General features: G+C 49.4%; 24 protein-coding genes and 1 pseudogene. 13 read left to right on the forward strand and 12 right to left on the reverse strand.

Annotated elements, in window-relative coordinates; translation table 11 throughout:
• Positions 1-177 precede the first annotated feature (177 nt).
• Positions 178-1,695: a carboxypeptidase M32 gene (locus tag DFQ01_RS07525; protein ID WP_110043289.1), complete on the reverse strand. Its 1,518-nt coding sequence runs from the start codon at positions 1,693-1,695 to the stop codon at positions 178-180.
• Between the two features lie 116 nt (positions 1,696-1,811).
• On the opposite strand from DFQ01_RS07525, the gene DFQ01_RS07530 reads away from it, so the two are divergent.
• Positions 1,812-2,132, forward strand: a complete 321-nt coding sequence (locus DFQ01_RS07530) for an iron-sulfur cluster biosynthesis family protein (protein WP_110043290.1) — start codon at positions 1,812-1,814, stop codon at positions 2,130-2,132.
• 12 nt (positions 2,133-2,144) lie between these two features.
• Entirely contained in the window at positions 2,145-2,723 is a 579-nt protein-coding gene (locus DFQ01_RS07535) for a beta-class carbonic anhydrase (protein WP_110043291.1), read from the forward strand.
• A 37-nt stretch (positions 2,724-2,760) separates the two neighbouring features.
• On the opposite strand, the gene DFQ01_RS07540 is transcribed toward DFQ01_RS07535, so the two are convergent.
• Positions 2,761-3,294 (reverse strand): DUF309 domain-containing protein, encoded by a 534-nt coding sequence (locus tag DFQ01_RS07540; protein ID WP_110043567.1) that lies wholly within the window; start codon positions 3,292-3,294, stop codon positions 2,761-2,763.
• A 126-nt stretch (positions 3,295-3,420) separates the two neighbouring features.
• Here DFQ01_RS07540 and DFQ01_RS07545 point away from each other — a divergent pair, with 126 nt between their 5' ends.
• Together DFQ01_RS07545 and DFQ01_RS07550 are read left to right on the forward strand one after the other, a co-directional pair.
• A complete protein-coding gene (locus DFQ01_RS07545) occupies positions 3,421-3,849 on the forward strand; it encodes a hypothetical protein (RefSeq protein ID WP_110043292.1) in 429 nt (142 codons plus the stop codon).
• Between the two features lie 8 nt (positions 3,850-3,857).
• Positions 3,858-4,136 carry a YxcD family protein gene (locus DFQ01_RS07550; protein WP_110043293.1) on the forward strand — a complete coding sequence of 93 codons (279 nt, stop codon included), beginning with the start codon at positions 3,858-3,860 and terminating at the stop codon, positions 4,134-4,136.
• A 57-nt stretch (positions 4,137-4,193) separates the two neighbouring features.
• Here the strand turns inward: DFQ01_RS07550 and DFQ01_RS07555 are convergent, their stop codons facing one another.
• Positions 4,194-4,634, reverse strand: a complete 441-nt coding sequence (locus tag DFQ01_RS07555; protein ID WP_110043294.1) for a GyrI-like domain-containing protein — start codon at positions 4,632-4,634, stop codon at positions 4,194-4,196.
• A gap of 215 nt (positions 4,635-4,849) precedes the next feature.
• On the opposite strand from DFQ01_RS07555, the gene DFQ01_RS07560 reads away from it, so the two are divergent.
• Together DFQ01_RS07560 and DFQ01_RS07565 are read left to right on the forward strand one after the other, a co-directional pair.
• A complete protein-coding gene (locus DFQ01_RS07560) occupies positions 4,850-6,355 on the forward strand; it encodes a putative glycoside hydrolase (RefSeq protein ID WP_110043295.1) in 1,506 nt (501 codons plus the stop codon).
• A gap of 128 nt (positions 6,356-6,483) precedes the next feature.
• Positions 6,484-7,071, forward strand: a complete 588-nt coding sequence (locus DFQ01_RS07565; RefSeq protein WP_110043296.1) for a YcxB family protein — start codon at positions 6,484-6,486, stop codon at positions 7,069-7,071.
• 16 nt (positions 7,072-7,087) lie between these two features.
• Here DFQ01_RS07565 and pdxR read toward each other — a convergent pair whose 3' ends face one another.
• Positions 7,088-8,569 carry a MocR-like pyridoxine biosynthesis transcription factor PdxR gene (pdxR, locus tag DFQ01_RS07570; protein WP_245946573.1) on the reverse strand — a complete coding sequence of 494 codons (1,482 nt, stop codon included), beginning with the start codon at positions 8,567-8,569 and terminating at the stop codon, positions 7,088-7,090.
• Positions 8,570-8,725: 156 nt separating this feature from the next.
• On the opposite strand from pdxR, the gene hisC reads away from it, so the two are divergent.
• Both hisC and DFQ01_RS07580 read left to right on the forward strand, forming a co-directional pair.
• Positions 8,726-9,793 carry a histidinol-phosphate transaminase gene (gene hisC / locus DFQ01_RS07575; RefSeq protein ID WP_110043297.1) on the forward strand — a complete coding sequence of 356 codons (1,068 nt, stop codon included), beginning with the start codon at positions 8,726-8,728 and terminating at the stop codon, positions 9,791-9,793.
• 117 nt (positions 9,794-9,910) lie between these two features.
• Positions 9,911-11,857, forward strand: a complete 1,947-nt coding sequence (locus tag DFQ01_RS07580) for a glycosyl hydrolase family 18 protein (protein WP_110043298.1) — start codon at positions 9,911-9,913, stop codon at positions 11,855-11,857.
• A 77-nt stretch (positions 11,858-11,934) separates the two neighbouring features.
• Here DFQ01_RS07580 and DFQ01_RS07585 read toward each other — a convergent pair whose 3' ends face one another.
• The 3 genes from DFQ01_RS07585 to DFQ01_RS07595 form a co-directional block, all read right to left on the reverse strand.
• A complete protein-coding gene (locus DFQ01_RS07585; RefSeq protein ID WP_110043299.1) occupies positions 11,935-12,705 on the reverse strand; it encodes a hypothetical protein in 771 nt (256 codons plus the stop codon).
• A 142-nt stretch (positions 12,706-12,847) separates the two neighbouring features.
• Entirely contained in the window at positions 12,848-14,938 is a 2,091-nt protein-coding gene (locus DFQ01_RS07590; protein ID WP_110043300.1) for a thioredoxin domain-containing protein, read from the reverse strand.
• Positions 14,939-15,047: 109 nt separating this feature from the next.
• Entirely contained in the window at positions 15,048-15,626 is a 579-nt protein-coding gene (locus DFQ01_RS07595) for an LURP-one-related family protein (RefSeq protein ID WP_110043301.1), read from the reverse strand.
• 316 nt (positions 15,627-15,942) lie between these two features.
• On the opposite strand from DFQ01_RS07595, the gene DFQ01_RS07600 reads away from it, so the two are divergent.
• Positions 15,943-16,962, forward strand: coding sequence for a phosphotransferase (locus tag DFQ01_RS07600; RefSeq protein WP_110043302.1), 1,020 nt, complete (start codon positions 15,943-15,945; stop codon positions 16,960-16,962).
• A gap of 59 nt (positions 16,963-17,021) precedes the next feature.
• Here the strand turns inward: DFQ01_RS07600 and DFQ01_RS07605 are convergent, their stop codons facing one another.
• The 4 genes from DFQ01_RS07605 to DFQ01_RS07620 form a co-directional block, all read right to left on the reverse strand.
• Positions 17,022-17,312, reverse strand: coding sequence for a putative quinol monooxygenase (locus DFQ01_RS07605; RefSeq protein ID WP_110043303.1), 291 nt, complete (start codon positions 17,310-17,312; stop codon positions 17,022-17,024).
• Between the two features lie 191 nt (positions 17,313-17,503).
• Complete coding sequence (locus tag DFQ01_RS07610) at positions 17,504-17,863, reverse strand: GIY-YIG nuclease family protein (RefSeq protein WP_110043304.1); 360 nt, start codon at positions 17,861-17,863, stop codon at positions 17,504-17,506.
• A 9-nt stretch (positions 17,864-17,872) separates the two neighbouring features.
• On the reverse strand, positions 17,873-18,352 hold the full coding sequence (locus DFQ01_RS07615) for a DUF6530 family protein (protein ID WP_110043305.1): 480 nt from the start codon (positions 18,350-18,352) through the stop codon (positions 17,873-17,875).
• 172 nt (positions 18,353-18,524) lie between these two features.
• Positions 18,525-18,944 carry a VOC family protein gene (locus DFQ01_RS07620; protein ID WP_110043306.1) on the reverse strand — a complete coding sequence of 140 codons (420 nt, stop codon included), beginning with the start codon at positions 18,942-18,944 and terminating at the stop codon, positions 18,525-18,527.
• A gap of 239 nt (positions 18,945-19,183) precedes the next feature.
• On the opposite strand from DFQ01_RS07620, the pseudogene DFQ01_RS31860 reads away from it, so the two are divergent.
• The 3 genes and pseudogenes from DFQ01_RS31860 to DFQ01_RS07630 form a co-directional block, all read left to right on the forward strand.
• Positions 19,184-19,321, forward strand: a pseudogene (locus DFQ01_RS31860) (LacI family DNA-binding transcriptional regulator); the annotation flags it as partial.
• Between the two features lie 72 nt (positions 19,322-19,393).
• Positions 19,394-20,239, forward strand: coding sequence for a LacI family DNA-binding transcriptional regulator (locus DFQ01_RS07625; protein ID WP_281271993.1), 846 nt, complete (start codon positions 19,394-19,396; stop codon positions 20,237-20,239).
• Between the two features lie 119 nt (positions 20,240-20,358).
• Positions 20,359-22,710: a glycoside hydrolase family 94 protein gene (locus DFQ01_RS07630; protein WP_110043308.1), complete on the forward strand. Its 2,352-nt coding sequence runs from the start codon at positions 20,359-20,361 to the stop codon at positions 22,708-22,710.
• A gap of 271 nt (positions 22,711-22,981) precedes the next feature.
• On the opposite strand, the gene map is transcribed toward DFQ01_RS07630, so the two are convergent.
• Entirely contained in the window at positions 22,982-23,746 is a 765-nt protein-coding gene (map, locus tag DFQ01_RS07635) for a type I methionyl aminopeptidase (protein ID WP_110043309.1), read from the reverse strand.
• Between the two features lie 240 nt (positions 23,747-23,986).
• Between map and DFQ01_RS07640 the strand changes: the two genes are divergently transcribed.
• Entirely contained in the window at positions 23,987-25,270 is a 1,284-nt protein-coding gene (locus tag DFQ01_RS07640; RefSeq protein ID WP_110043310.1) for a methyl-accepting chemotaxis protein, read from the forward strand.
• The last annotated feature ends 191 nt before the right edge of the window (positions 25,271-25,461 follow it).

Consider the following 25,461-nt stretch of genomic DNA (forward strand, 5'->3'; position numbering starts at 1 on the left):
GAGGTCGGGTGGCTTTCGCTTGCCCATAATTTGCTCAAGAAGGTGGCAGTTGATAGAAGAATCAAAAAGGCGATTCAGGGATGACCCCCTGAACCGCCTTTTTTTGCTTTTTTTCAATAAATTGAGCTAGCTCATCAGTTAGTTGACCTACTTTTGGGACAGCTCCGTTTGCCATTCTTATAACTTGTAAATATCCTTATACTTCCGCTCCAGGTACGTCACGAGATGCGACGGATCAAGCGGCTTGCCTGTCGTACCGACGATAATCTCAGATGGCGTGCGCGCTTTGCCCCATTTGTACACCCGCTCCGTCAGCCATTGCTTGATCGGGATGAGATTACCCTCACTGACGAGCTGCCAGAAGTTCGGAAGCTCCCGCTCCAGCGTGTCAGCGATTTGAGCCGCATACATATTGCCGAGTGAGTACGACGGGAAGTAGCCGAATGCGCCGCCCGACCAGTGGACATCCTGCAGGACGCCATCGCCATTATTGCTTGGCACAACCCCAAGGTATTCGCGGTACTTCTCATTCCAGATGGCTGGCAAATCCTTCGCCTTAACGCCCTCATTGAAAATCAGCTTTTCGATCTCATAACGGATAATGATGTGCAGGTTGTATGTCAGCTCGTCAGCCTCAATCCGAATGAGCGATGGCTGCACAACGTTCGTCGCCCGGTAGAAGTCTTCTACTGGCACTTCATCGAACTGACCCGGGAAGCGGCTGCGCAGATCGCCGTAGTAGCGCTCCCAGAATGGACGGCTGCGGCCGATCACATTTTCCCAGAAACGGGATTGTGACTCATGAATGCCCATCGAAGTACCCGTAGCGAGCGTCGTGCCCGTCAGCTCCTCCATCAGGTTCTGCTCATAAAGCGCGTGACCGCCCTCATGAATCGTTCCGAACAGTGCACTCGTCACATCATCCGTCAAATAACGCGTCGTGATCCGAACGTCACCTGTATTGAGGCCCGTAGCAAACGGATGCACACTTTCGTCCAAACGGCCGGCTTGGAAGTCAAAGCCCATCTGCTCAAGAATGAACAGGCTGAACGATTTCTGGGCTTCCTTCGGATACTGCTGACGCAGGAATCCCGTGTTCGGTTGATGCGGCGACGCTGCAATTGCGGATGCCAGCGGCACCAGCTTGTCGCGCAAGCCGCCGAATACGCGGTCGAGTTCCGCAACCGTCATGCCCGGCTCGTATTGATCGAGCAGCGTATCGTAACGAGTGGCTTTCACGCCCCATAGATCGATGAACTGATTCGTGTATGTAATGATTTTATCTAAATAAGGCTCGAACTCTTCGTAGTTGCCCTTTTCTTTCGCTTCTTCCCAAGCCGACTCCGACTGCGACGTAAGCACGACATACTCCTGATACAGCTTCGGCGGAATTTTCACGCTTCGGTCGTAATCCTTGCGTGTCTCAGCGACCAATCGGCGGTCGAGATCGCTAAGCTGATCGTTGGCATCCTTCTCCTCCAGACGCGTAAGCAGTTCGCCGAGCTCCTGCGAAGTCGCAAGCTTGAAGCTCTCGCCAGACAATACGCCAATCGCTTCCGAACGCGTATTCAATCCTTTGCGCGGGGCACCTGTCCGCATGTCCCAGTACAAAACTGCGAGCGCCTCTTCGTAGCTCTTGATCTCCTTCATTTTGTCCTTAAACGTCTGCAGCGTTTGCTCGTAAGCGGTCGTCATCGAACATTCCACCTTTCCTTGATCATCCATTCTACTTGATCATACTTTTTGAACAACTTATAATCAACTTTAAAGCAATGATATAGAGACAAGAAATTTGGTGGGAGGAGAAACGCATGCACATCACGTTTACCCCTTCGGCTCAAGCGGCACTCGCCCCTTATCTTGCCGACGGTAAGCATCAACTGAAGCTGCATTATGACACAGAAGGCTGCGGTTGCGTGGTTAGCGGTGTTCCACAGCTTCAGGTTGTCGAGAACGGCCTGGATGGCGATGCGCTGGCTGAAGGCGATCCGTTTGCATTCTGGTACGAGCCTAGGTTTGAAGTGTTTTTCGAACCGAAGATGCGCGTTCACTATGATGAGAGCCGTTACGCTTACAGCTTGACGAGCGATAGTCAGATCTACACGAACCATTTGAGCTTCGTGCAATTATAGGAGGTAATGGACATGACACAACTTCAAGAAATTATCGCATTTAACGAGAAATTCGTAGAAGAGAAGCAGTACGAGCCTTACATCACAAGCAAATTCCCGAATAAAAAGATGGTCGTCGTCACTTGTATGGATACGCGTCTGACGGAGCTGCTGCCCAAAGCGTTGAATATCCATAACGGCGACGTCAAAACGATTAAAAACGCTGGCGCAATCATCACGCAGCCGTTCGGCAACATTATGCGTTCCGTTCTCGTCGCGCTCTATGAGCTTGGCGCAAGCGAAGTTATGGTCATCGGCCACCACGATTGCGGCATGACAGGCATCAACCCTGAAGCAACGGTCGGCAAAATGCTCGACCGCGGCGTATCGGATAATACGGTAAATACGCTCAAAAACTCCGGCCTCGACCTGATGCGCTGGCTGCGCGGCTTCGAAAACGTGCACTCGTCCGTCGAGAACAGCGTTAACATTATCCGTAACCACCCGCTGCTCCCGCCAGGCACGCCGGTTCACGGCTTGATCATCCATCCGGAGACTGGCAAGCTTGACCTTGTTACGGAAGGCTACGATATTGCAACAACAAATGCTTAATTAGCAGATAAAAAAGGAACGTTCCAAGCCTCTCGGCTTACGAACGTTCCTTTTGTTTGTTTAGGACAGCTTGCTGGCGTGCCGCAATAACTTCGCTGCGGTCACGGGTTAGATGCCGCTGAATGACTGCTTCATCGATTTCCGTGCTTGGCGTTCCCCATCGCCAGCCGCGCTCTACGCAAAACGATAGGCACGCTTCCCGCAGCAGCGGGTCCCGAATCGGAAGCTCCATATCCGTATAAGGATAGCTCGCGTCTAACGTCAATGCATCGCGGCGCAGCGTCAGCTCGCGGAGCATCACATCGCCTTCCAATCCCAGCTGCTCCAGCTTATCGGTCGTGAGACGAATGAGCGCCGACGACCACATTTTGACCGCACCGGCCGTGTTGCCTCTCCGATGATGATACAGCCCTACCGCTACCTGAATCAGGCCGTGCCACGTATTCGTGAACGGTTCACCTTGATGCTCCTTCCAATACTCCTCGAGCAATTCATGGCATTCAAAATAGTCGCGAGTTGCATGAAATTCGGACAAATAGGATATATATGATAGCGGATAAGATGCAGCCATCTGCACGAACACCCCCTCCTCTTTATGAGTGAAATGCACAAATAGTGAAACCATCGTCCATTGTAGCCGTATTAGGACAATATCGCAACGAGAGCCTTAACGGGCTAATTACAGGAGGAGATTGTTTTGTTTAAGAAGTTTGTTGCAGTATTCATGGTTTTCACTTTGTTGTTCGTGCTCGTGAATCAGACGGCAGATGCCAAACCACGCGGCTCGATCAAATCGCCTAAGAAGAGCTACACACAAACGCCGAAGCAGGACAACAACGTGAGCCAGACCAATCCCGGCACGAAGACTGGGACGACTTCAGGTACGACGGGAAAGACAACTACAGCGAATCGCGGCTTCTTTAGCGGCGGCAGCTTTATGAAGGGTCTTATGATTGGCGGTATTGCGGGACTGTTGTTCGGCGGTCTCTTCTCGAATATGGGCTTCTTAGGTAACCTGATTGGTCTGCTAATGAACATCATGGCTATCGTGGCCCTGATTGCGCTGGTTCGTTTGGGCATTCGTTACTTCCGAGATCGACGCCATTCCTATAACAGAAGGAGATAAGAATAGCGATGCGTATTTTTACGGACGAGATCATTAATGCCGTCTGTCTGCACATCGGACGCCGCAAGGGCATTTCTCCAACCGAGGTTGAGGTGCAGTTGTCGTGGGATGAAGAGTATGGCTTCACGGCTGAAGTGTGGGTCGAAGGACGCAGCCAGTATCTCGTGGAAGCGAACTTGTTAGAAGCTATCGAGCGTTATATGCTGGAGCAGTACCAAATGCGTGTGTTCCGATCGCAAATTACGCTGGATGCGGATGATGAGTTCTGGGCGGATATCGCCAATTAGCGGATATAATGAATGAAGCAGCATAGGGATTGTCCCTGTGCTGCTTTTTGTTATCGGCTATTCAACTGGAACTAGAATTTCAGCATTATACTTGCTTTCCTCTTGTCCAAACTGAAATACTTCAAATGAGACGGAATCGGAATGACTACGTATTCCTTTATCTCTCAAAAATGTTTCAATAAGTCCATATGGTTCCTCACCATTGGATTGCACTTTTACATATTGGTTACTTGGCACTTCAAAACCAATCATACCCTCTGGAATCGATTGCAGCTCGGTTACTTCCATGCAATAGATATAGGTGAACAACACTTCGTTTGCATAATGAACGCAAACATAAGTGCTTTCGTCTACTTTACTTTGAATTTCATCTTTTCTTGTCATGAAAAGTTGTTGTACTTCACCAATTCCTTTAACGTTTTTCGAGGGGGAAGTTACGGCAATACCGATATATTTCCTTTCACCTAATTGAACGACATCAATCTGTGCATGCTTCATTTCGCTTCGTCTCCTTTATAACGTGTAATTGTAATACAATTCAAGGATCACCCATTGTTTTCCTTCTATTAACCACCAATCCCATCACTATCCCAATCGGATCCCACCCTGCTCGTCCCTCTGATCGGATATCATGTATTAGACTCCCACGCATATAGTTAAGGTGAAACAAGTCACATCAGCAACTGTTAAAGGGGAGCACCGCTGTGAAAAAAATGATCGTCTTAGGTTTGCTGAGCGCCATGTTGTTGTTCACCGCCTCCTGCAGCTCGTCCAAGTCAACGACCGAATCGACTGATCCGCCAGCAGCAACTACACCTGATACGACGGACGTAGAGAACCCGCCTGCTGATCCAGCCGGACCGACTACGACCAGCCCGCCTGACAAACAAGACGATACACAGACAGATACCCCGGCCACTGATCCTGCTACGGATCCTACTACAACGCCGACACCGGATACACCTTCTACACCCGCCACCGTGCCACCAGGTTTCGAGTATCCAGATGCGGTTCGCGGCATCTATGTTACCGGCTGGTCCGCCGGTGGCGAGAGAATGAAGTCACTGCTTCAACTCGTAGATGATACCGAGCTTAATGCGATGGTCATTGACATCAAGGACGACGATGGCTATATTACGTTCAAGCCAGAGGGCGATATGGCGGAGTTCGGGCAGCCGTACATACGCGACCCTAAAGCGCTGCTCCAGACGCTGCAGGAGCATCACATTTATCCGATCGCTCGCATCGTCGCCTTCAAGGACAGCGTACTGGCGAAGAAGTACCCCGAACTGTCCTATGTGCTGGACGGAAAAGTATGGCGGAACGGGAACGGTGATGGGTTTATTAATCCGTTCTTGAAAGAGAACTGGCAGCACAATGTGGATGCCGCGATTCTCGCAGCTAAGCTAGGCTTTCAGGAGATTCAGTTCGACTACGTCCGGTTCCCGGAAGGGTTCGAGAGCAGAGATAAGATCCTCCAATATTCGATGGGTGAATACAAGGATAAGAAACCGACCAAATTCGTCGAGCAGGAGAAAGAATTCGCGGAAGCTACTGCTAAGTACAAGGATGGGCTGACGCCGCTGCAGGCAGCCTATGATCAAGCAGCTGCCGACTACGACAGCGCTAAGACAGATGAGAGCAAGAAAACGATGGATGCCGCGAAGAAAGCGCTTAGTGACTACAAGAAGACCGAGCCGAAAGCGCCGGATTTCAGCGAGAAAGCACGGTTTACTCAGCTCCGCGTCGATGCCGTAACAGACTTCGTTCAATATGCGCGGGAGCAGCTTAAGCCTTACGGTGTTAAAGTATCGGTGGACATCTTCGGCTATTCCGCCACACTTCCTGAAGCTCCGGGTATCGGGCAGAATTTCAGCCGGATATCGTCCAATGTCGATGTCATCTCCTCCATGATCTATCCAAGCCACTGGAGCGATGGCTACTTCGGCATTAAACACCCTGACACAGAGCCGTATCGTCTTGTTCAGGAGTACGCGAAACGTGAGTCAGAGAAACTCTCGGCGCTTTCTAACCCGCCAATCTCACGGCCGTGGATTCAAGACTTCACCGCTTCTTGGCTGGCGAAGGGCAGCTATATCAAGTACGGCAAGGATCAGGTCGACGCGCAGATTCAAGCATTGAAAGACGCTGGCATTCATGAATTTCTGATATGGAATGCAAATAACCGATACTCCGCCGGTGTAGAGTATACGCCATAGACATTTTACAGGAATAGGTAAAAGAATCGCGTGATTACGCGATTCTTTTTTATTTTACAGGTAGAATGTGTATGTTATTATTTATCTGGTAGGTTATTGCTATTATTTTATCCATCGAGGTGTTTGTATTGGCTAACGAGTCGAATCAAGCGATTGTCGTGTCGCTTAAAGAAAAGGATTTAATTGCTTTTAATCTCGATCTTCTTCTAAAACGCAAGGTCGTATTCATCCCGATTGCGGTCGGTATTATTTCATTAATTGCATTAATAAATCAGCTGATTCATCACGAACCGATTCGTGATCTGCCACAGATCTTGTTTATTCTCTTCCTTGACATCTTTATCGTCAGCAGCCTATTTATCGGTTCCAAACGTGCTATGCGCAATAAATTTGTTCAAGAAGAGAAGCGATATTCATTAACAGCCGACCATCTACACATGGAAAGTGACTCCATGACCGCAACGATACAATGGCAAGACTTCACACGAATTGTCATCTCCAAAAGGTCGGTGTGCTTGTTCACAGGTACCAATTCCGCACATCTCATTCCTGTTCACTCACTGAATGAGAACCAGTTAGCCTTCATCCGTCAGCAATCCTTCATAAATGAACAGAAGCAGCCAAATAAAAAAGGCAGTAAATTTTTAAAGCTAACATTTATTTATCTTATTCTATTTCTTGTAGTTGTTGCACTCTTGCAATTATTTACTCGTTAATCATGACCCTAGTGCTTTAGAGCAAATTTATCCATACTTCACCCAGTCGCTTTATTCCCACAGCAATCTCCTGTTCGGATAAACCTCCGAAACCTAGCATAACGGTTGAACGCGGCGCAGCCTCTTGACGGTGCCAGTACTTTGAAACCGGATATACGCGAACACCAGCTTGAGCAGCTAATTCGATCAACCGCTCCTCCGAAACTTTACTATCCTTGCCTGGGTCAAAAGATAACAGCAGGTGCAGCCCGGAGTTCTCGCCGATCAGCTTCACCTGCCTGCCAATATCGAAGCTTTCACGAAGCGATTGCAGTAGAACATCCCGCTTCCGCTGATACAAAGCTCGCATCGCTCGCATATGAGAGCCGAAACCGCCACTCTCCATGAACAGCCCCATCGCCTGCTGCAGCAGCGGCGAGGCCAGTTGATCATAGCTGTGTCTGCCGAGCTTGAATCGCTCCAGCAGCACCGGAGGCAGCACCGCATAGCTCAGCCGAAAAGAAGGCGTCAGCGCTCGCGAGAATGTGCCTATATATGCGACACGACCATTGTCGTCCATTGCTTGTAAAGCAGGAATCGGACGTCCTGTGTAACGGAATTCTCCGTCATAATCGTTCTCGATGATATATGTACCTTCTGACGATGCCCATTGCAGCAGCTTAATACGCTTGGGAGCAGACAATGTCATACCGACCGGAAACTGGTGCGAAGGCGTTACGTAGACCGCCTGAACCGATGTATCATACAGCTCCTCTGTACGAATCCCATCGCTCTCTAACCTCAAGGGTGTCACATCAGCATGGTGCCGAACGTATAACCGTTTCACGCCTTCGTTAACAGCTTCTTCCGACGCGATACGCAGAGGTTCATCATTCTCCCCTATAAGCTGTAATACTAGATCAAGCGATTGATACGTCCCCGCTCCGATTACAATCGAATCAGGCTGACATCGCACTCCCCTCGTCCGATGGAGATAGGAGGCGATCTGCTCACGCAGCTCGGGCTCACCTGCCAGTTCCCCATAACGAAATAACCTTCCATCGTCTGGCTGCAGGCACTTATTCAACTGCTTCCTCCAGGCAGCTGCCGGGAACCGTGACCAATCCACAGCACCGTACCCGAAGTCGATGTCAATCCGAGGATTGGATAGCCTCTCAGCTTTGCTTTCTCCCTCTGATTTCTCACGACTATTCGTAACTTGGTTATGTATGGGTTGGTTCTTATGTGGCTCGTCCAGGCCGCTCGATAGCAGCGCCTCGGCGTATAAGCCGCTTCTCGGAACGCTGCGCACATATCCTTCTGCCTGCAGCTGGTCATACGCAAGTGCAACTGGTGTTCGGCTAATCCCTAGCCGAGCCGCAAGCTGGCGAACGGATGGCAGCTTAGCCCCAGCCGTAATTCTCCCTTCGGACATTTCCATCCGAATGTACCGATACAGTTGTACATAGATCGGTTCATCCGAGTGCTCATCGATGGATGGTGTTAAATCGATCATCATCTGCTCCCCGTTTCCTTGAACGATTGCCTGCTTTATTCCATTATGCATCGAATGCGATTCATCTGTCATTTTCAAATTAAATATTCTGTACATTTATCAAATGACAGTTCTCGATTACGCTATTCTCATCTTAAGCGAATCAAGGAGGAATCTCATATGTCCTATGCACTCCCGCACATTGAACGAATTACACCTTATCCGGTCACAGAAGCCCCACTTCACCGTTCGATCAAGCTGGATCAGAATGAAAGTCCGTATCCCCCTTCCAACCAAGTGATTCAGCTTCTGGCAGCTACTAGCGAGCAGATTATGCGCCGATATCCAGATGCGGCAGCATCAACCCTTCGGAACACGATTGCCGCACATTACGGCATTACGAGCGATCGAATCGTCATTGGCAATGGATCTAGCGAGCTTATTACAGCCCTGTTCCGAACCTTCGTTGATCGTGAACGCTCCGCAGTCATGCCCTATCCGACATTCGCGTTGTATCAAGTGGCAGCTGAGGCAGCAAATGCGATGATTCAATTCGTTCCTACTCGCGAGGATTTCTCCGTTGATATCGAAACACTGCTCCATACGAATGCATCTGTCATCGCGCTGGTTAATCCCAATGCACCGACAGGTCGTCTGCTCTCCAGAGACGAGATCGAAACGATCGTTCAACGTGCACCTGGACTCGTCTGTATTGATGAGGCATATATGGACTTCGCCGGCGAAGATTACTCAGCGATTCCGCTTACACAGAAATACGACAACCTCGTCGTGCTGCGTACCTTCTCCAAAGCTTATGCGCTCAGTGGTGCTCGCATCGGTTATGCGATTGGCTCGCCTGCCATCATTCAAGCATTCGAGAAAACGAAAACCATCTACAACGTGAGCAGCATCAGCTTGGCGCTTGCCAATCAAGCGATGCAAGATCAGCCGCTTATACGCAATATCGTTGCTGCTGTCTGCGCAACGCGCGATCGTTTTGTAACCGCACTAACGGACATCGGATTTCATGTGGTGCCATCGCGGACGAATTTTGTACTCTGCACGCCACCCTCTGCTCCGGGTTGTCCAGATGCTCAACAGCTTGTTCAACTTCTTGCAGCGAATGGAATTGCCATAAGATACTTCAACGTGCCTCGCCTGCAGGACAAAGTTCGAATTTCGATTGGGACAGACGAACAGATGGAATCTCTCATTGACCTGCTCCGTAACGGGTATCTCGGCGTATAACATCAACCAACCTTTCGACGCTTATCGACGAAATGGGCTATTTTTCCGCGCAACCTCTTCCTCTCTACTGACGTCTAATAGAATAGGCCATGAATAGGGAGAGTGAGAGAAAGATCTATGAAACGCAAATGGTTAGCTGCAACCGCGCTGCTCGTAGCGCTTCAGACTGGTGCCGGGGTGTGGACTGCCGGACATGCTGATGCCGCTCAAGCAGCCAAAATGACGCAATATCGTGTCTATCAAAACGATAACGCCCTGAAAGAGTTCGCGGTCTACACAGACGCCGTCAAATATGCTCAGTCCTTCGCTTATTCCCATGTAGAGAAGATCGCGACGCACACATGGATGTGGGATAATTTTCCAAGGTATGCCGTTTACCAAAATGGCGAAACAAACACTTCACGACAATTCCGTACATATGAAGAAGCGTTAAAATTAGCGAAGACCCTTACGAATGCGCATATCCGCGATCTGGAGCAGCCAGGCTGGGTGTACAGCCGCTACGCGGTGTATCAGCTTTATCAAGGTGACAAAACGCAAGCAGCTTGGGCATTTATGACATTGGATGAAGCAAAGAAAGAAGCAAAAAAATGGTCGAACGCTCACATTGTTGAGATTGCATCGACCAAATGGGTTTGGAATAACATCACAGCAGCTCAGTTGACCCAGCAGCGAGCAGGTACAGCTGTTTATCAGATCGTTGTGGATGGCGTTCCTGCCAACAACAACATGTACGCTGCACTTACGGATGCTGTTCATTATGCGGCGTCTATTCCCAATAGCGAAGTCATTAACACCGCTACAGGTGTGGTCGCTCATTCGAATGCGCCGAAGTATCAGGTACTGCAAAATGGCCGCGTCATCGGCACTTCATTCCTGGATTTGCAAACTGCAATTAAATATGCCAAACGTTTTGCAAATACGCAGGTCATTGCTGATGGCAAAGAATGGTGGACCAATACGCCTTTCCTTACGGTCTATCAGAACGACAAAAAGCTGACCTCCTTCCATACGCGTGCAGCAGCTGTTGCGTATGCCGCTGGATACGCCGATTCATCGGTACAAACGGCTGATGGACATACCATCTGGTCCAATGAGACCCAGCTGCTGTACCTCGGATGGAACGGCACTTCAGATGCTGCCTCCGTGCTGGGGCAGTTATCAGGAACGCAAGGACTAGATATCGACTCGCCGACCTGGTTCGAGCTATCCGATTCCTCAGGTACGTTGACAGACCGCTCTACGAATGACCTCGCAGCTTCGATCCGTTCCCAAGGAATCAAGCTGTGGCCGCTCGTTCATAACAACTTCGACGCGAAGTTGACGACAGCGTTCCTCGCGAATGCGAACGCTCGTCAGGCCTTCATTAAAAAGCTGGTCGCTAGAACCTACGAGCTGGGTGCTGAGGGAATCAACCTTGATTTCGAGGGGCTGGCGGCATCGGATCGTGCAGCATTCACGTCTTTCGTGAAGGAGCTTACGACTGCAGCGCACGCGAGCAGTCTGAAGGTGTCGATCGATTTGATTCGCGGAGACGTTTCGTGGAATGACAAAACGGCGTACGATTTTGCCGCGATTGGCGAGATTGTGGATACGGTTGTCATGATGGCATACGACCAGCATTGGAAGGGCGGCGATACACCAGGCTCGGTCGCAGAGCTTGGCTGGGTCGAGGAAGGCGTGAAGCAGTATTTGAACTACGGCATTCCACGTTCGAAGGTCATGCTTGGTATTCCGTTCTATGTACGTGAATGGAAACTGGATGCTCAAGGCAATATCGTGAAGGACGCAAACGGCGCATACGTGTCCCGTGCCATCTTCATGAACCAGTTGTCGCAGGTCATTGCAGACAAGCAAGCCGTCGGCACGTACGACCCTACATCGGGTCAGACCAAGTACAAATATACCGAAGGCGGCTATACGTACGTATTCTGGGCTGAAACCTCCGACTCCATCCTGAAACGGGTCGACATTGCAAACAAATACGACCTTGCCGGCGTTGCCTTCTGGCGCCTCGGCTACGAAGACGCTTCACTCTGGACTTCATTATTACAGAAGAAATAATACACCGCGGCAGTCATGGACATGAATCATTACGTCCTAGACTGCCGCTTTTTATTCCTATCAACGCAACGATTGAATTAACTTTCAACTTCGTCATTCACCCACCAGTATTTCACCTGTTGTAGAAAACCCATTCCTGTTTCTATAACAAGCAGTGCATTGTGTATAGATGATTTATTTGATGCATAGTTAAGAACCGCCTCATGAAATTCATGAATTTGGCGTCCAATGGAAGTATGCTCAGGAATACATTCAACCGCCTGCGCTTTCGTCAATCCCCATACTTTTATCCCCTCGTTCGTCTGAATCGTAAGCAGTTGGTATAACGCAGGCCACACTACTGTACAGAATGCCCTCACTGATTTCAGCAGCCTATCATCTCCATGCTCAAGAAGACTTTCAGTATGTAGTGCCTTATTAGGAACTAACTCATTCAACGCTGACTTGGCTTGCAAATATAACTGTTCACCCGTATATTCTGGCAGCAGTAATTTTCCCGCTACTAACTTATAGGTGTCGGGGACCAATCTACCATACCGAACATTAGAGGGTGTAAAAACTCTTGTTTGTATATATTGGTACGGATATGGATTAATTGTTGAAAGCTCTTGATGTATCGCCATACAAAGATTCAATGGCAGCTGGTTATTCTTAAAGGCTCGATCCTCTACATACAGTTGAAAATCGATATCGCTCCAACCCTCGATAAAACCACCTTTAACAGCGGAACCGTGAACAACTAATCCAATAAACCACTTGTCGGTGTATCTGCTGTACACATCTACAACCTGCCGAATAATAGCATGAGTCTGTTCTTGAAGAACTGTATCTGAATTTAGATTAAGCATTGCAATCACCATTTTCGTATTTGGGATTAATAAATTAGGATAGAATACCAATTCGATACGAAAAAATCAAGACATAATTTAAACGGGATACAAGGTTGTTGAAAAAAAGACCAGCTGGTATCCCTACCAACTGGCCTTCATGTTATTCCGTAATCTCGAGACCGATAATATGCACCTGCAGCGCGATGCTGTCCGTCACAGGCTCTAGGCAAGCGGAGTCTCGGCATACATACGCTGCCGCCTTACCGTCCACAAGCGCTTTGTCTGCCACATGCGGCCAACGTTCGCGAATTGCTGCACCTTCCTCACCCGCTGGGACGAACAGAAGCGTACCATGCGGTGTATAGAACTGCTGTGCTACTGCAATCATCGCCTTGGTCGTGCTATCATCGCGTTCACCTGTGATAACGACATCAGGACCAGGTGTCTCTGCACCAAGACCAGCGAGCATCATCATCGTATGCGCACCTGGGAACTTGCTTACCGTATCGGACAAGCCATCGAGTGTTTCGACCGCCCAATTGCGATACTGAATTTCGCCTGTCAAACGGAACAGCTTATGCAGCTGTCTTGCCGCAACGCTGTTGCCGGAAGGCTGAGCGCCGTCCATTGTTTCTTTCAAACGAATGATCAGCTTCTCAGCGTCCGATGCAGTGAAGAAGAACCCACCATACGCACGGTCACCGAACAGTCGGATCATCGCATCCGCAATCGTCTGTGCCCATTCCAGCCACTCTGGCTTGAGTGTTGCTTCGTACAGTTCGTTCAATCCCCACAACAGATATGCATAGTCATCGAGGAATGCCGGAATCGCTGCTTCGCCGTCAATATAACGAGCAAGCAGTCTGCCATCCTCACGAACGAGCTTGTCCTTAATGAAGGTTGCTGCACGCTCTGCACGCTCCGCGTAGATCGGCTCGTCGAATGCTTTTGCGGCAGTCGCCAGTGCAGCAATCATCATCCCGTTCCAGCCGGTAAGAATTTTCTCGTCCTTATGCGGACGAACGCGCTTCGCTCTTGCCTCGTACAGCTTGTTACGGCTGTCCTCCAGCTCCTGCGCCAGTGCATTGACTGTCATATCAAACGTTGCAGCACGTTCCGCAAGTACGGTGTCGATCAGATTCGGAATGCTGCTGCCATTGAAGTTGCCTTCTTCCGTGATGTTGTACACGAGGTTGAACCGCTGTGCAGCTTCAGCGCCAAGCACGGCTTCCACTTCCTGCGGTGTCCAAACGTAGAATTTACCTTCAACACCCTCCGAATCAGCATCCTCAGCAGAATAGAAAGCACCGGAAGCATCCGTCATGTCTCGTTCTACGTATTTGAGAATTTGCTCTGCAATTGTCCGGTACAGCTGAGTGCCCGTCGATTGATACGCTTCCGTATACGCAATGGCGATTTGCGCATTATCAACCAGCATCTTCTCAAAATGCGGTACCAGCCAGCTCGTATCCGTCGAATAACGCGAGAATCCGTATCCGATATGGTCATAGATACCGCCGCGCCACATGCCATCAAGCGTCTCTTCCGCCATACGAAGCGCATTTGGCTCGCCAACTTTTGCATCATAAGCCATCAAGAACGATAGGTTGTGTGGCATTGGGAACTTCGGAGTATTACCGAAACCGCCGTTATCTTCATCGAAAATTTGCAAAAGCGTATCGAATGCATGGTTCGCCATCAATGGTTCCCATTTGCCCTTCGAGTTCGTCGCACGATGCTTCTCAAGCTCTGCATGGATCTTAGTTGCGATAGCCGTTACTTCTGAACGTCCATTCTTCCATTTGTTCGAAAGCTGCGTCAAGAGCTCCATAAGCCCGAATCGACCAGCCGTCCGCTCCTTCGGAATGTAAGTGCCTCCGAAGAATGGCTCTTGTTTAGGTGTCATAATAATCGTCAGCGGCCAACCGCCGCTTCCTGTCATCGCTTGACAAGCAGCCATATAAAGTGCGTCGATGTCCGGCCGCTCTTCGCGGTCAACTTTGATCGCAACAAAATCTTTATTAAGCAGCGCAGCTACTTCAACGTCCTCGAACGATTCACGCTCCATGACGTGGCAATAGTGGCAAGTCGAATAGCCAATCGATAGGAATATCGGCTTGTTCTCTTTCTTCGCCTTGTCGAATGCCTCTCTGCCCCACGGATACCAATCGACTGGATTATGGGCATGCTGCAATAGATAAGGTGATTTCTCATTGATCAATCGGTTAGGTTTACGTTCCGTTTCTTGCACTAACTGCACCTCCGCGGGTATGTTTCACTACAATCTTACCAAATATGCGGCAAAAAGGACACAAATCGATTCATTAACATATTCTTAGACGCAATTTTTTTTGATTTTGTTACCCTTGCTTTCCTTCAATCGCAACCATAAGTATCGCAGCAGCTAGTCCTAAGCGGCGATCCAGCTCATTATTTGTGTCGAGGGAGAAATCGACATTTAGCTTGCTGACGAAAGGATTGAAGTTTTGTTTGAACTCCGATACCGTAGTACCGCGAAGCGAAACCGTGAATTTCTGTGGAATAAGATTCGTTAGAAATCTTCTCAGAAGCGCCTTGAGAACGCTGTCTTCTTGAATCAATCCAACCTCTTCTTCCGATGGATTTAGGATTACCCATTCATCCTTAATAATCGACTTCATCCCTTTACGACGGAGCGAGCCGAGATTTTCTCCTGTTGCAGCGTCCACAACATCGTATGTAGCCGAAAAATCAATCACGCTGCGCGCCTGAATCGTAATGAGCTCTTCCTTCATCGATTCGTCGCTGTACAGTCGAATGTCCTCCTTAAGCTTGAATGCCTTCATCTGCGAGAACATGACAACCTGCTCATTTTCGTCAAAAATATGAAATTTCGCCCCGATAAGCGATAGGACTTGTTTCCTTACCAAATAGTTCGTGCGTGTGAATTTCGGATTCATGACCCAGCCTCCTCATAAAATGTTGCGTTCGTTTCGACAAATCTTCGCGACTCATACGAATAAAATTCGACACACAACTACCTAAATCCTCCCTGCTAGGGAGAACCCCAGGGACTAAGCTTATGCTCTAGAAGTGATTTCCTTGCGGAAACCTTTACCCCTGAACATGTTTGGTTTGCAGACAGAGAAACGCATGGGCTAAGGCGTGCTCGGAATCGCGCGCTACTTTGGGGCAAGCTTTTGTTCGAGCGTTGACGGGTTTTTCCATTAGGAATAACATGGTAATTAACTTCATTCTTATAAGGAGAAGAAATAGATGAACCAATCAACAACAAATGCGATCCCGTTCCAAAAGTTGTGTTCCTTGCTCTCGCTCGGAGAGCTGCAAGGGAATCCTCAACCCCTTTCCGGCGGATTTATGCATCGGATGTATGGGATCGAGACTGGTAAGGACAAATTTGCAGTTAAAGTATTAAATCCTTTAATCATGCAGAGGCCAACAGCGAAAGACAATTTTATACGATCCGAGCGAATTGCCTGCAAAGCCGCGAATTCTGTTCCTGCTGCTGCGGCGATTCAACACAACGGAGAATCCGTACATGAGATTGAAGAATATCAAATGCAAGCATTTGAATGGGTTGAAGGCATCCTTTTACATCCAAAAGATATCTCAATTGAACATTGCACTGTGATCGGTTCTATTTTGGCCGATATTCATCATACCGATTTCTCATCTCTGAATATTGCCTACCCTGCTGCACACAATGAACAGCAGCAGATGAATTGGAGCGATTATTTGACCCAAGGCGAAACTAATCAGTGTGTCTGGGTTGAACCGCTTAGAAGTATGATAGACAAGCTTTACGAATGGGATGACCAAGCTCATAGGGCTGCAGTCAAACTGGCTGCTCATATGGTTATCAGTCATAATGACCTTGATCCAAAGAACGTCCTATGGGATGGCTTGAATCCCACGCTGATTGATTGGGAATGTGCGGGCTATGTGAATCCGATGCAAGATCTAATCGAGACTTCGCTCTATTGGGCTACAGATGCTAACAGCCTTGCGGTTCAGGAGCGTTTTCTTGCGTTCATCCATGCCTATAAAGCAAAGGCAGCCACGCTTGAGACGGATTGGAGAACTGTGCTGATGAGCGGTTTCGCTGGAAAACTCGGCTGGCTCGCATATAGTCTGCGGCGATCGTTAGGGATTGAAAGTGTCGATGCTGCGGAACAAAAGCTCGGCACGGAACAGGCTTTAGCAACCCTTCAAGCACTGGACCTATATGCGCAGCAGATTGAGGAAATCGAGATGTGGCTGCGAGAAAATAACTAAACGACAACAAAAAGGAGTTACTTCCTCGGAAGCAGCTCCTTTTGTTACGTAATGAGCCCCTACACCCTCTCTCCTGCAAATACTTGCAGATCCATCGGCGCGGCCATGAAGGTCGACGCTTGCTTCACGAATTGTTGAAAATGCTCGCTTGCATTGTGCGAAGCAATCGCAGCTTGATCTCTCCACAGTTCAACCATCGTGTAATGGTGATCCCGTTCTGTACTTTTCATTAGATTGTAAGCGATGTTGCCTTCCTCGGATCGACTAGCTGGAAGCAGAGTCTTAGCAGCCTCAAGAAAAGCTTCTTCTTGTTCTGGGATGACCTGTAGATGTGCGTGAACGATGAGCAATGGAATTTACCTCCTATATTTTCTACCCACCCAAACCTTCCCTGCTGGGGAGGGCCCCATGGGGCTGCGCCCATAACTTATCTCATTGTTCCCTTCGGAACACTACATTAGCACAAATACCCCTTTGCATAAGACGAATATCCCGGACGGACAATCATCTGCAATGAGGTATTGAGTGCGTCTGACCTATTTTACTGCCGTGGTGGCTTGTTGTAGCCTTTGTCGTCGTACGGTTGCAGCTTCTCGAGCCACTGCTTTTCAAGCATTTTGAGCTCCCATTTGACGTCGGTGATTTTCTCCGTGTCCTTCTGCTCCAGCACCTCATACGTGAAGGCATCGCGGCCGAACTCTTTCCAGTCCTTCTGCAATTCGAGATTCGCGAACCGGCCCATGTCGAGCTGCATTTGCAGCGTGAACCATTTGTTCTTCAAATTGTTATGGCTATCAACGAATATCTTTCCGTTTACCGTATTTGTAATCTGTGTGATCCCCATAAACGTCTTTATTTCCTTGAACTGCTCCTGCAGCTCCTTGCGTCTACTCTTATCCATGCTTTCACCTCAATAACCCATATCTTTCAAAATACTCGACAACACGCGCAGCCGCTCACCAAGCAGCTCGCCGTCATCGCTTAACGCTTGGCTGAACAGCTTCATATCTTCATTAATCCGGTCATTGTCCGTACATACGGACACCGTCATCGCATCGCCCTGAAGACCGACCCGATCGATCGTCGGATTGGCGGGATCGTACAAGTTCTCATATCGATATGCTTCGCGAAAATGGGACATTGACCGTGCAATCAGAATCGATAGATCAAGCACACGGTGAAGCGGCAGCTCCTCGGATTGTCTCGACCATTTCTCGCCCGTATAACGCCATACTTTGGCCGAAATATCGACTTTGCCCCTATCGTTCCATTGCGCAAGTCCAAGGGACAAACCTTTCGCATCCGTCTTGCCTGCGAAACGACCGTCAACCTGCTCATAATTTTCCGACACGATCACTGGCTTATGTTTCAATGACGTAGGTATATTCATTAGGATCATCTCCATTATTCAAATTACTAATTTACTAAATTACTAAATCGACTTCTCCATCTTAGCTCGATTAACTCCCCTATGTCAATGCAGGATATGCCGATATTCCCCCATGAAAATAAAAAACCAGCGCATCTCATTATGAGACACGCTGGATATTGATCTATATCCCTTATTGTTGCGGCGGCAAATTCAACTGCCAATTGATATCGAATTTATCCGTTACTTGACCGTAGCATTTGCTCCAGAACGTTTCCTGTAATTCCATGCCGACTTTGCCCCCGTCAGCCAGCTTATTGAAAATGGAACGAAGCTCTTCTTCGCTGCTGCCTTGGTAGGACAACGTGATGTTCGTACCAACCGAGAATGGCATGCCTGGGAATGTATCCGAGAACATCATCGGTGAGGAACCTACGTTGATCATCGCGTGCATAATGAGATTTTTAGCCTCTTCAGGCAGAGGGAAGTCCGGGCTTTGCGGCGACTCACCAAACGTAGATATCGTGACAATCTCCGTGTTGAATACGTGTGCGTAGAATTCGACTGCTTCGCGGGTGTTCCCGTTGAAATTCAAATACACATTGATTGACATAAGTGAGATTCGCTCCTTTTAATCATCGCGATTGAACGTGCATTCGGCTGCCTAATCAGGCTAGTCCGTACTTGTCCTTCTCTATTATAGCCTCATGCTTGCCCAGAACAAAGCACACCAAAGGTCGTTTTCTGATATTTTCCAATATAGGACCATAGTCTGATACATTTTGTTTCAAAAGTACCGTTTGCCGCATTCCCTTTTCCGGTATATAATGGCACTAACGCGCGTCCAGAAGGGAGCAAAACATGCGAAGTGAAGATATTGCCAAGCTGGCAGGCGTTTCTCGCAGTACCGTATCTCGTGTCCTCAACAACTACCCCGACATTCCGCAACGGACCCGTGAGAAGGTTCTTCGAATCATTGAACAGTATCATTATGAGCCGAATACATCCGCCCGAGCACTAGCTGGCAAAGGCACGGATACGATCGGACTGTTCGTTGTCAGCATGGCTGAGCGCCTAACCGGCAATCGTATCTACCAGAACCATTACTTCGCGCCTATCGTCGATACCGTTATCGACACGGCCAACGCAGCCGGCTATTATGTGCTCGTGCACACCGTCTATACGCAAGACGATTATTTGAAGATCAAGCAAGCCTTTCAGCAGCGCCGAATCGATGGCGGCATTATCGTCGGTACTCAGAAGGATACTGAACGTATCGCTGATATCGCCCGACTCGGCAAACCTTTCGTTCTAATCGACTACGACACTAGCGAATTGGCTGATCAATCTCTTGACGAGCATCCGATGTCGATCATTAACTCGAGTGATTTCGAGGGAGCATGCGAAGCGATGCGTCATCTGATTCGGCTTGGCCATCGACGAATCGGTCATATCCGCGGCAGAATGAACACGTATTCCGGTCGCCAACGCTTTCTTGCGTACGAGACGATTATGAATGAATATGGCTTGCCTTACGATGATCGTGACATTGTGGACGGAGACTTTCTCAAAGATGCCGCTTATGAACAGATTGTTCGCATGCTGAAGCTGGACCATATGCCGACAGCCTTATTTTCCGCCAACGATGATATGGCGCTCGCCGCCATACAAGCGTTTCACGACAACGGCATAAGGGTACCCGACGATATTTCGATTATTGGCTTTGACGACATTCCGATTGCTTCTCAGTTCATCCCCAGCCTAAGTACGGTGCGTCTTCCCATCTACGATATGTCCAAGGAAGCGGTCAATCAGATTGTCGGCATGTGCAGCAGCGGCACTTCCACACCTCATTCCTCTGCCTTTCCTACCGAGCTTATCATCCGAGACTCTTGCAAGCGTCTGTGAACCTATCCCAAGGTTCACTCTATTTTCGACGCGAGCTAACGCGCGTTAGCTTTCTGTTTAAAATTTTTACGTGAGAATACGACGGCCATTTTCCATTTCGAGAGGAGCAATTGAAAACCATGAAATTTGGTTACTTCGATGATGTGAATAAGGAATATGTCATCACGACCCCACAAACGCCTTACCCTTGGATCAACTACCTCGGCAATGAAACGTTCTTCGGTCTCATCTCCAACACAGCCGGAGGCTACTGCTTCTATCGCGACGCTCGTCTGCGCCGCTTGACGCGTTACCGCTATAACAACATTCCAGTCGACAACGGCGGTCGTTACTTCTACATCCATGATGAAGGTGATATCTGGACACCAGGCTGGATGCCAGTCAAGAAGAAACTTGACCGCTACGAGTGCCGTCACGGCCTTGGCTACACTTCGATAACAGGCGAGCGCAATGGCATCAGCGTTACGCAGCTCGCACTGGTGCCGCTGTCCTACACAGGCGAAGTTCATCAAGTTACGGTAACGAACAAATCGAACACGAAGAAATCGGTGAAGCTGTTCTCGTTCGTTGAATTTTGCCTATGGAATGCGAATGATGATATGACCAACTTCCAACGTAACCTGAGCACAGGTGAAGTTGAGATCGAGAATTCGGTTATTTATCATAAAACGGAATACCGCGAGCGCCGCGATCACTTCTCCTTCTTCTCTGTAAACGCGCCAATCGATGGCTATGACTCGGATCGCGAGTCGTTCCTCGGTGCTTACAACGGCCTCGATGCTCCTCATGCCGTTACGATCGGCAATGCATCGAATTCGATAGCTAGCGGCTGGTCGCCAATCGCATCGCATCAGTTGAACATCACGCTTGAGCCAGGCGAGGAACGCTCGTTCAACTTCGTGCTTGGATACGTTGAGAACCCAGAGGATCAGAAGTGGTCTGCTCCAGGTGTCATCAACAAATCCGGCGCTTATGAGATGATTAAGCGTTTCGCTACGAAAGCTGACGTACAGCAAGCGATGTTCGACCTCGAAGCATACTGGGAGCGCCTGCTCAGCAAATATTCAATCGCTTCTGGCGACGAGAAACTTGACCGCATGGTGAACATTTGGAATCCCTATCAATGTATGGTTACGTTCAACATGTCCCGCTCCGCTTCTTACTTCGAGTCAGGCATCGGCCGCGGCATGGGCTTCCGCGATTCGAACCAAGACTTGCTCGGCTTCGTGCATCAAATTCCAGAACGCGCTCGCGAACGTATCATCGACATTGCTTCCACGCAATTCGAAGACGGTTCTGCGTATCACCAATACCAGCCGCTTACGAAAAAAGGCAACAATGAAGTCGGCAGCGGCTTCAATGATGACCCACTTTGGCTCATTCTCGGTACGGCTGCTTATATCAAAGAAACAGGCGATATGTCCATTCTGGATGAGCAAGTGCCATTCGACAGCAATCCGAACAACACGGCGACGCTTTTCGAGCACTTGAAACGCTCGTTCTTCCATGTCATCAATAACCTCGGACCACATGGTCTGCCGCTCATTGGCCGTGCAGACTGGAATGACTGCTTGAACCTGAACTGCTTCTCCAAGGAACCAGGCGAATCGTTCCAGACGACGCAAAATATCGAAGGCCGCATTGCAGAGTCCGTCTTTATCGCTGGCCTGTTCGTATTCGTAGGCCCTGACTACGTTGAGCTGTGTAAACGCCGCGGTCTTGAAGAAGAAGCTGCTGAAGCGCAAGCTTTTATCGAGCAAATGCGTGAAGTAACGCTGGAGCACGGCTATGACGGCGACTGGTTCCTCCGTGCGTATGACCACTTCGGCAACCCTGTCGGCAGCCACACGAACGATGAAGGTCGTATTTTCATCGAACCGCAAGGCTTCTGCGTTATGGCGGGCATCGGCGTCGAGGACGGCCGTGCACTCCGTGCGTTGGACTCGGTTCAAGAGCATTTGGAGACCGATTATGGTATCGTGCTCCAGCAACCGCCATACGCGGATTACTATCTGAACCTGGGCGAGATCTCCTCCTATCCTCCGGGATACCTCGAAGACATTAGCGAGATCCACCGTATGGAACCCTATGTCTATGCGCAAATGATTGCAGGTAAAGACGCTGTCCGCCATGGTGAAGCGAAAAACTCGTGGCTGACAGGTACGGCGGCTTGGAACTACATCGCCATTACGCAGTCGATTCTCGGTATCCAGCCGGACTTTGACGGTCTGCGTATTAATCCTTGTATCCCGCAAGCTTGGGACCGCCTCGAAATTACGCGTGTATTCCGTGGCGACACGTACCGAATCGTTATCACGAATCCGGATCATGTGAGCAAAGGCGTTGCACGCGTATCCGTGAACGGCCAACAGCTCGACAACGCAGTCGTGCCAGCATTCGGCGACGGCCGCGAGCACCTTGTCGAAGTCGTCCTCGGCGAGTCAATCGCTCAAGAAGCAGTGCAAGCATAATGACAAAGGGACTGAACCTTCGCTGTGCGGCGATGGTCAGTCCTTTTTTTTCGTCTAACGTGGTGCATTTCTGCACGATATTGATCCCGACACCGCCACTCTCACCTCATATGGTGCATTTCTGCACCATATTGGCTCCTACGATGCCACTCTCGCCTCATGTGGTGCATTTCTGCATCACACCCCCTTCTTGCCTATTGTGCGGTTGCCGCTAACCACAACAGGCCCTACAACGTGCATCCATGCACGTTGTAGGGCCCGTTATTAATTCTTATTCTTCCAGCTGGCCGCCGAGCGTCAAAATGACGGCTTTGTCCTTCGTGACAACGACCGTATGCTCGAATTGAGCTACGAGGCTGCCGTCCGTCGTTTGCAGCGCCCAGCCATCCGTACCTTGGACAACGTGATCTGCACCCGTCGAGACGAACGTCTCGAGCGCGATAACTTGGCCGTCCTCGAGAATCGTTTTATCTTCTGGATCGTAGTAGCTTACAATATGCTCCGGCTCCTCATGCAGTGAACGACCGATGCCGTGACCCGTCAAATTCTGCACGATGTGGAAGCCGCGCTTGCGCGTTTCGCGATATACGGCAGCACCGATGCTGTTCAGCTTCGCGCCTGCACGTGCTTTCTTAATCGATACGTCCACCGCATACTCCGCTGCTTCAAGCAAACGCTGCTTGATCGGGGATGAATCCGGTTGTACGACCGTTGTCGCACCTGTGTCTGCGTAGAAACCATTCTTATAAGCCGATACGTCTACATTGACGATATCGCCTACTTTAAGCACGAGGTCGCCTGGAATACCGTGCGCCACCGTCTCATTGACGCTGATGCAGGTGTGACCTGGAAACTCGTACATTTTGATCGGTGCCGATTCCGCTCCATATTTCGCCAGCAGCTCTCCGCCCAGCTGGTCAAGCTCCAGCGTCGTTATGCCCTCACGAACCTGCGCGATCAACGTGTCGCGAACATGCGCAACAATTGCTCCGATCTCGCGTAATCCTTGCCATTCTTCTTCTGTCTTTACGATCATGACGTTACTACATCCTTTCTCAATCCGCTAACAACTAACGGTAATCCCTTATTGCTATGCCTTTCTTCTATATAAAAGTATACTCCATCCCACGCTTTGTTACCATCGTTAACCCGTTCGAACAATTGTCCAAAATGATAAATATCACAATCAGGGAATTCCCTGACGCCCTCCTATAGGGATCTATAGTACAATTATTCCAATCATACGCATTCGACAAAAAGTGAGGGATTACGACCTATGGCGAAACAGAAATTTGGCTTAGTGAGAAAAATGGTCCTCGGCATTACGGCAGTTTCCATCGTTACATACGGTACTAGTGCTTTTTTCATACTCGTCTTAAAGCAATGGATGCCTTCTTCCATACCGGACTGGGCCTTCAGCATCGGGACATTAATGCTAGGTATAATTTGGACAGGCATTCTAGGCTGGCTCACGGCGGCATGGCTTATCAAGCCTCTTGTTAAATTAACTCGCGCTGCTGACGAAGCTGCAGAAGGCAATTTGCTCGTAGAGGTCCAAGCAGTTGGCAGCACCGGCGATGAGCTGCAGCAGTTGTCCACTTCGTTTCACCGTATGCTGGGTGACTGGCGGACGATTGTCGCGGGTCTGACGAGTAATGCGAATTCCGCAGATTCGAGCGCTGATGAGTTGAAAATGGCTATTGGCCAAGCCGCTCATCACATTGAGCGAATCGCAACGGCAGTCGAACGCATCGCTGCAGATGCCGACAGCCAGGAACGTTCTTCCGCCGTTATGACAGAATCGATCGATCGTCTCGTCCAATATGCTTCGAACAACGAAGCCGAAGCAAATGCAACAAGCCGTTTATCCGAGCAAATGACCGAAACGACACGTACAGGTACCGCTGCCATCGGAATGATGCTGACAGACCTTCGCCGTATGGCGGAAGAAAGCATCGAGCTTGAACGTGCTGTCCGTTCTCTTGAGCAGCAGGTGAACCAGATTAGCCAAGTGTCTGAAGTTAGTGCTGAATTCGCTGAACAGACCCACCTGCTTGCACTCAATGCTTCTATTGAAGCAGCACGGGCTGGCGAACACGGTCTTGGTTTCTCCATCGTTGCAGGTGAAGTGAAGAAGCTGGCGACGAAAAGTGCCGAGGCAGTCGGTGATATTCGCCAGCTTGTACACGATGTACAAAGCCGGTTCACTTCTGTCAGCGAACAAATGGCAGTCCAGCTCGCCGATGTGAAACAGCAATCTGCACGCGGCGAATCGATTGCTAAGGCGCTGCACCAAATGAACGACGAAACGACGCAGGTGGGCGCATCTGTCACTCGAATTGCCGATTTCTGTGCCAGCCAAACAACCGATTCAGCCAAGCTGTTGGAAGAAGCACGTCGCATAATGACTGCTGCTTCTGCTATTACAATAGAAGCAAAAGATGTTTTGTCCTCTACGCAAGAGCAGACTGCTGTCATGCAAGAGATTGCTGCTTCTTCGGAATATATGCGCGCGCAATCCGCAGAGCTCAAGGGCCGCACGGCTTACTTCCAGGTGTAAGCGTTCATACGCGGCAGTTTTAATGTAGAGGTCTCTAGATCCCGCAGGGATCCATCCGCTAGAGTGCCAAAGGTAGAGCGTGTCCCGCAGGGACGAAAGCGAGCACAAGTACGCCCCCACGCAAACACCTCGAATCCGTATGCAGACGCTCGAACGCACCAAATCACAGCCGAAACTCCCCCTATCTATCG

It is taken from the genome of Paenibacillus cellulosilyticus, from assembly GCF_003182255.1.
Lineage (GTDB): Bacteria > Bacillota > Bacilli > Paenibacillales > Paenibacillaceae > Paenibacillus_T > Paenibacillus_T cellulosilyticus.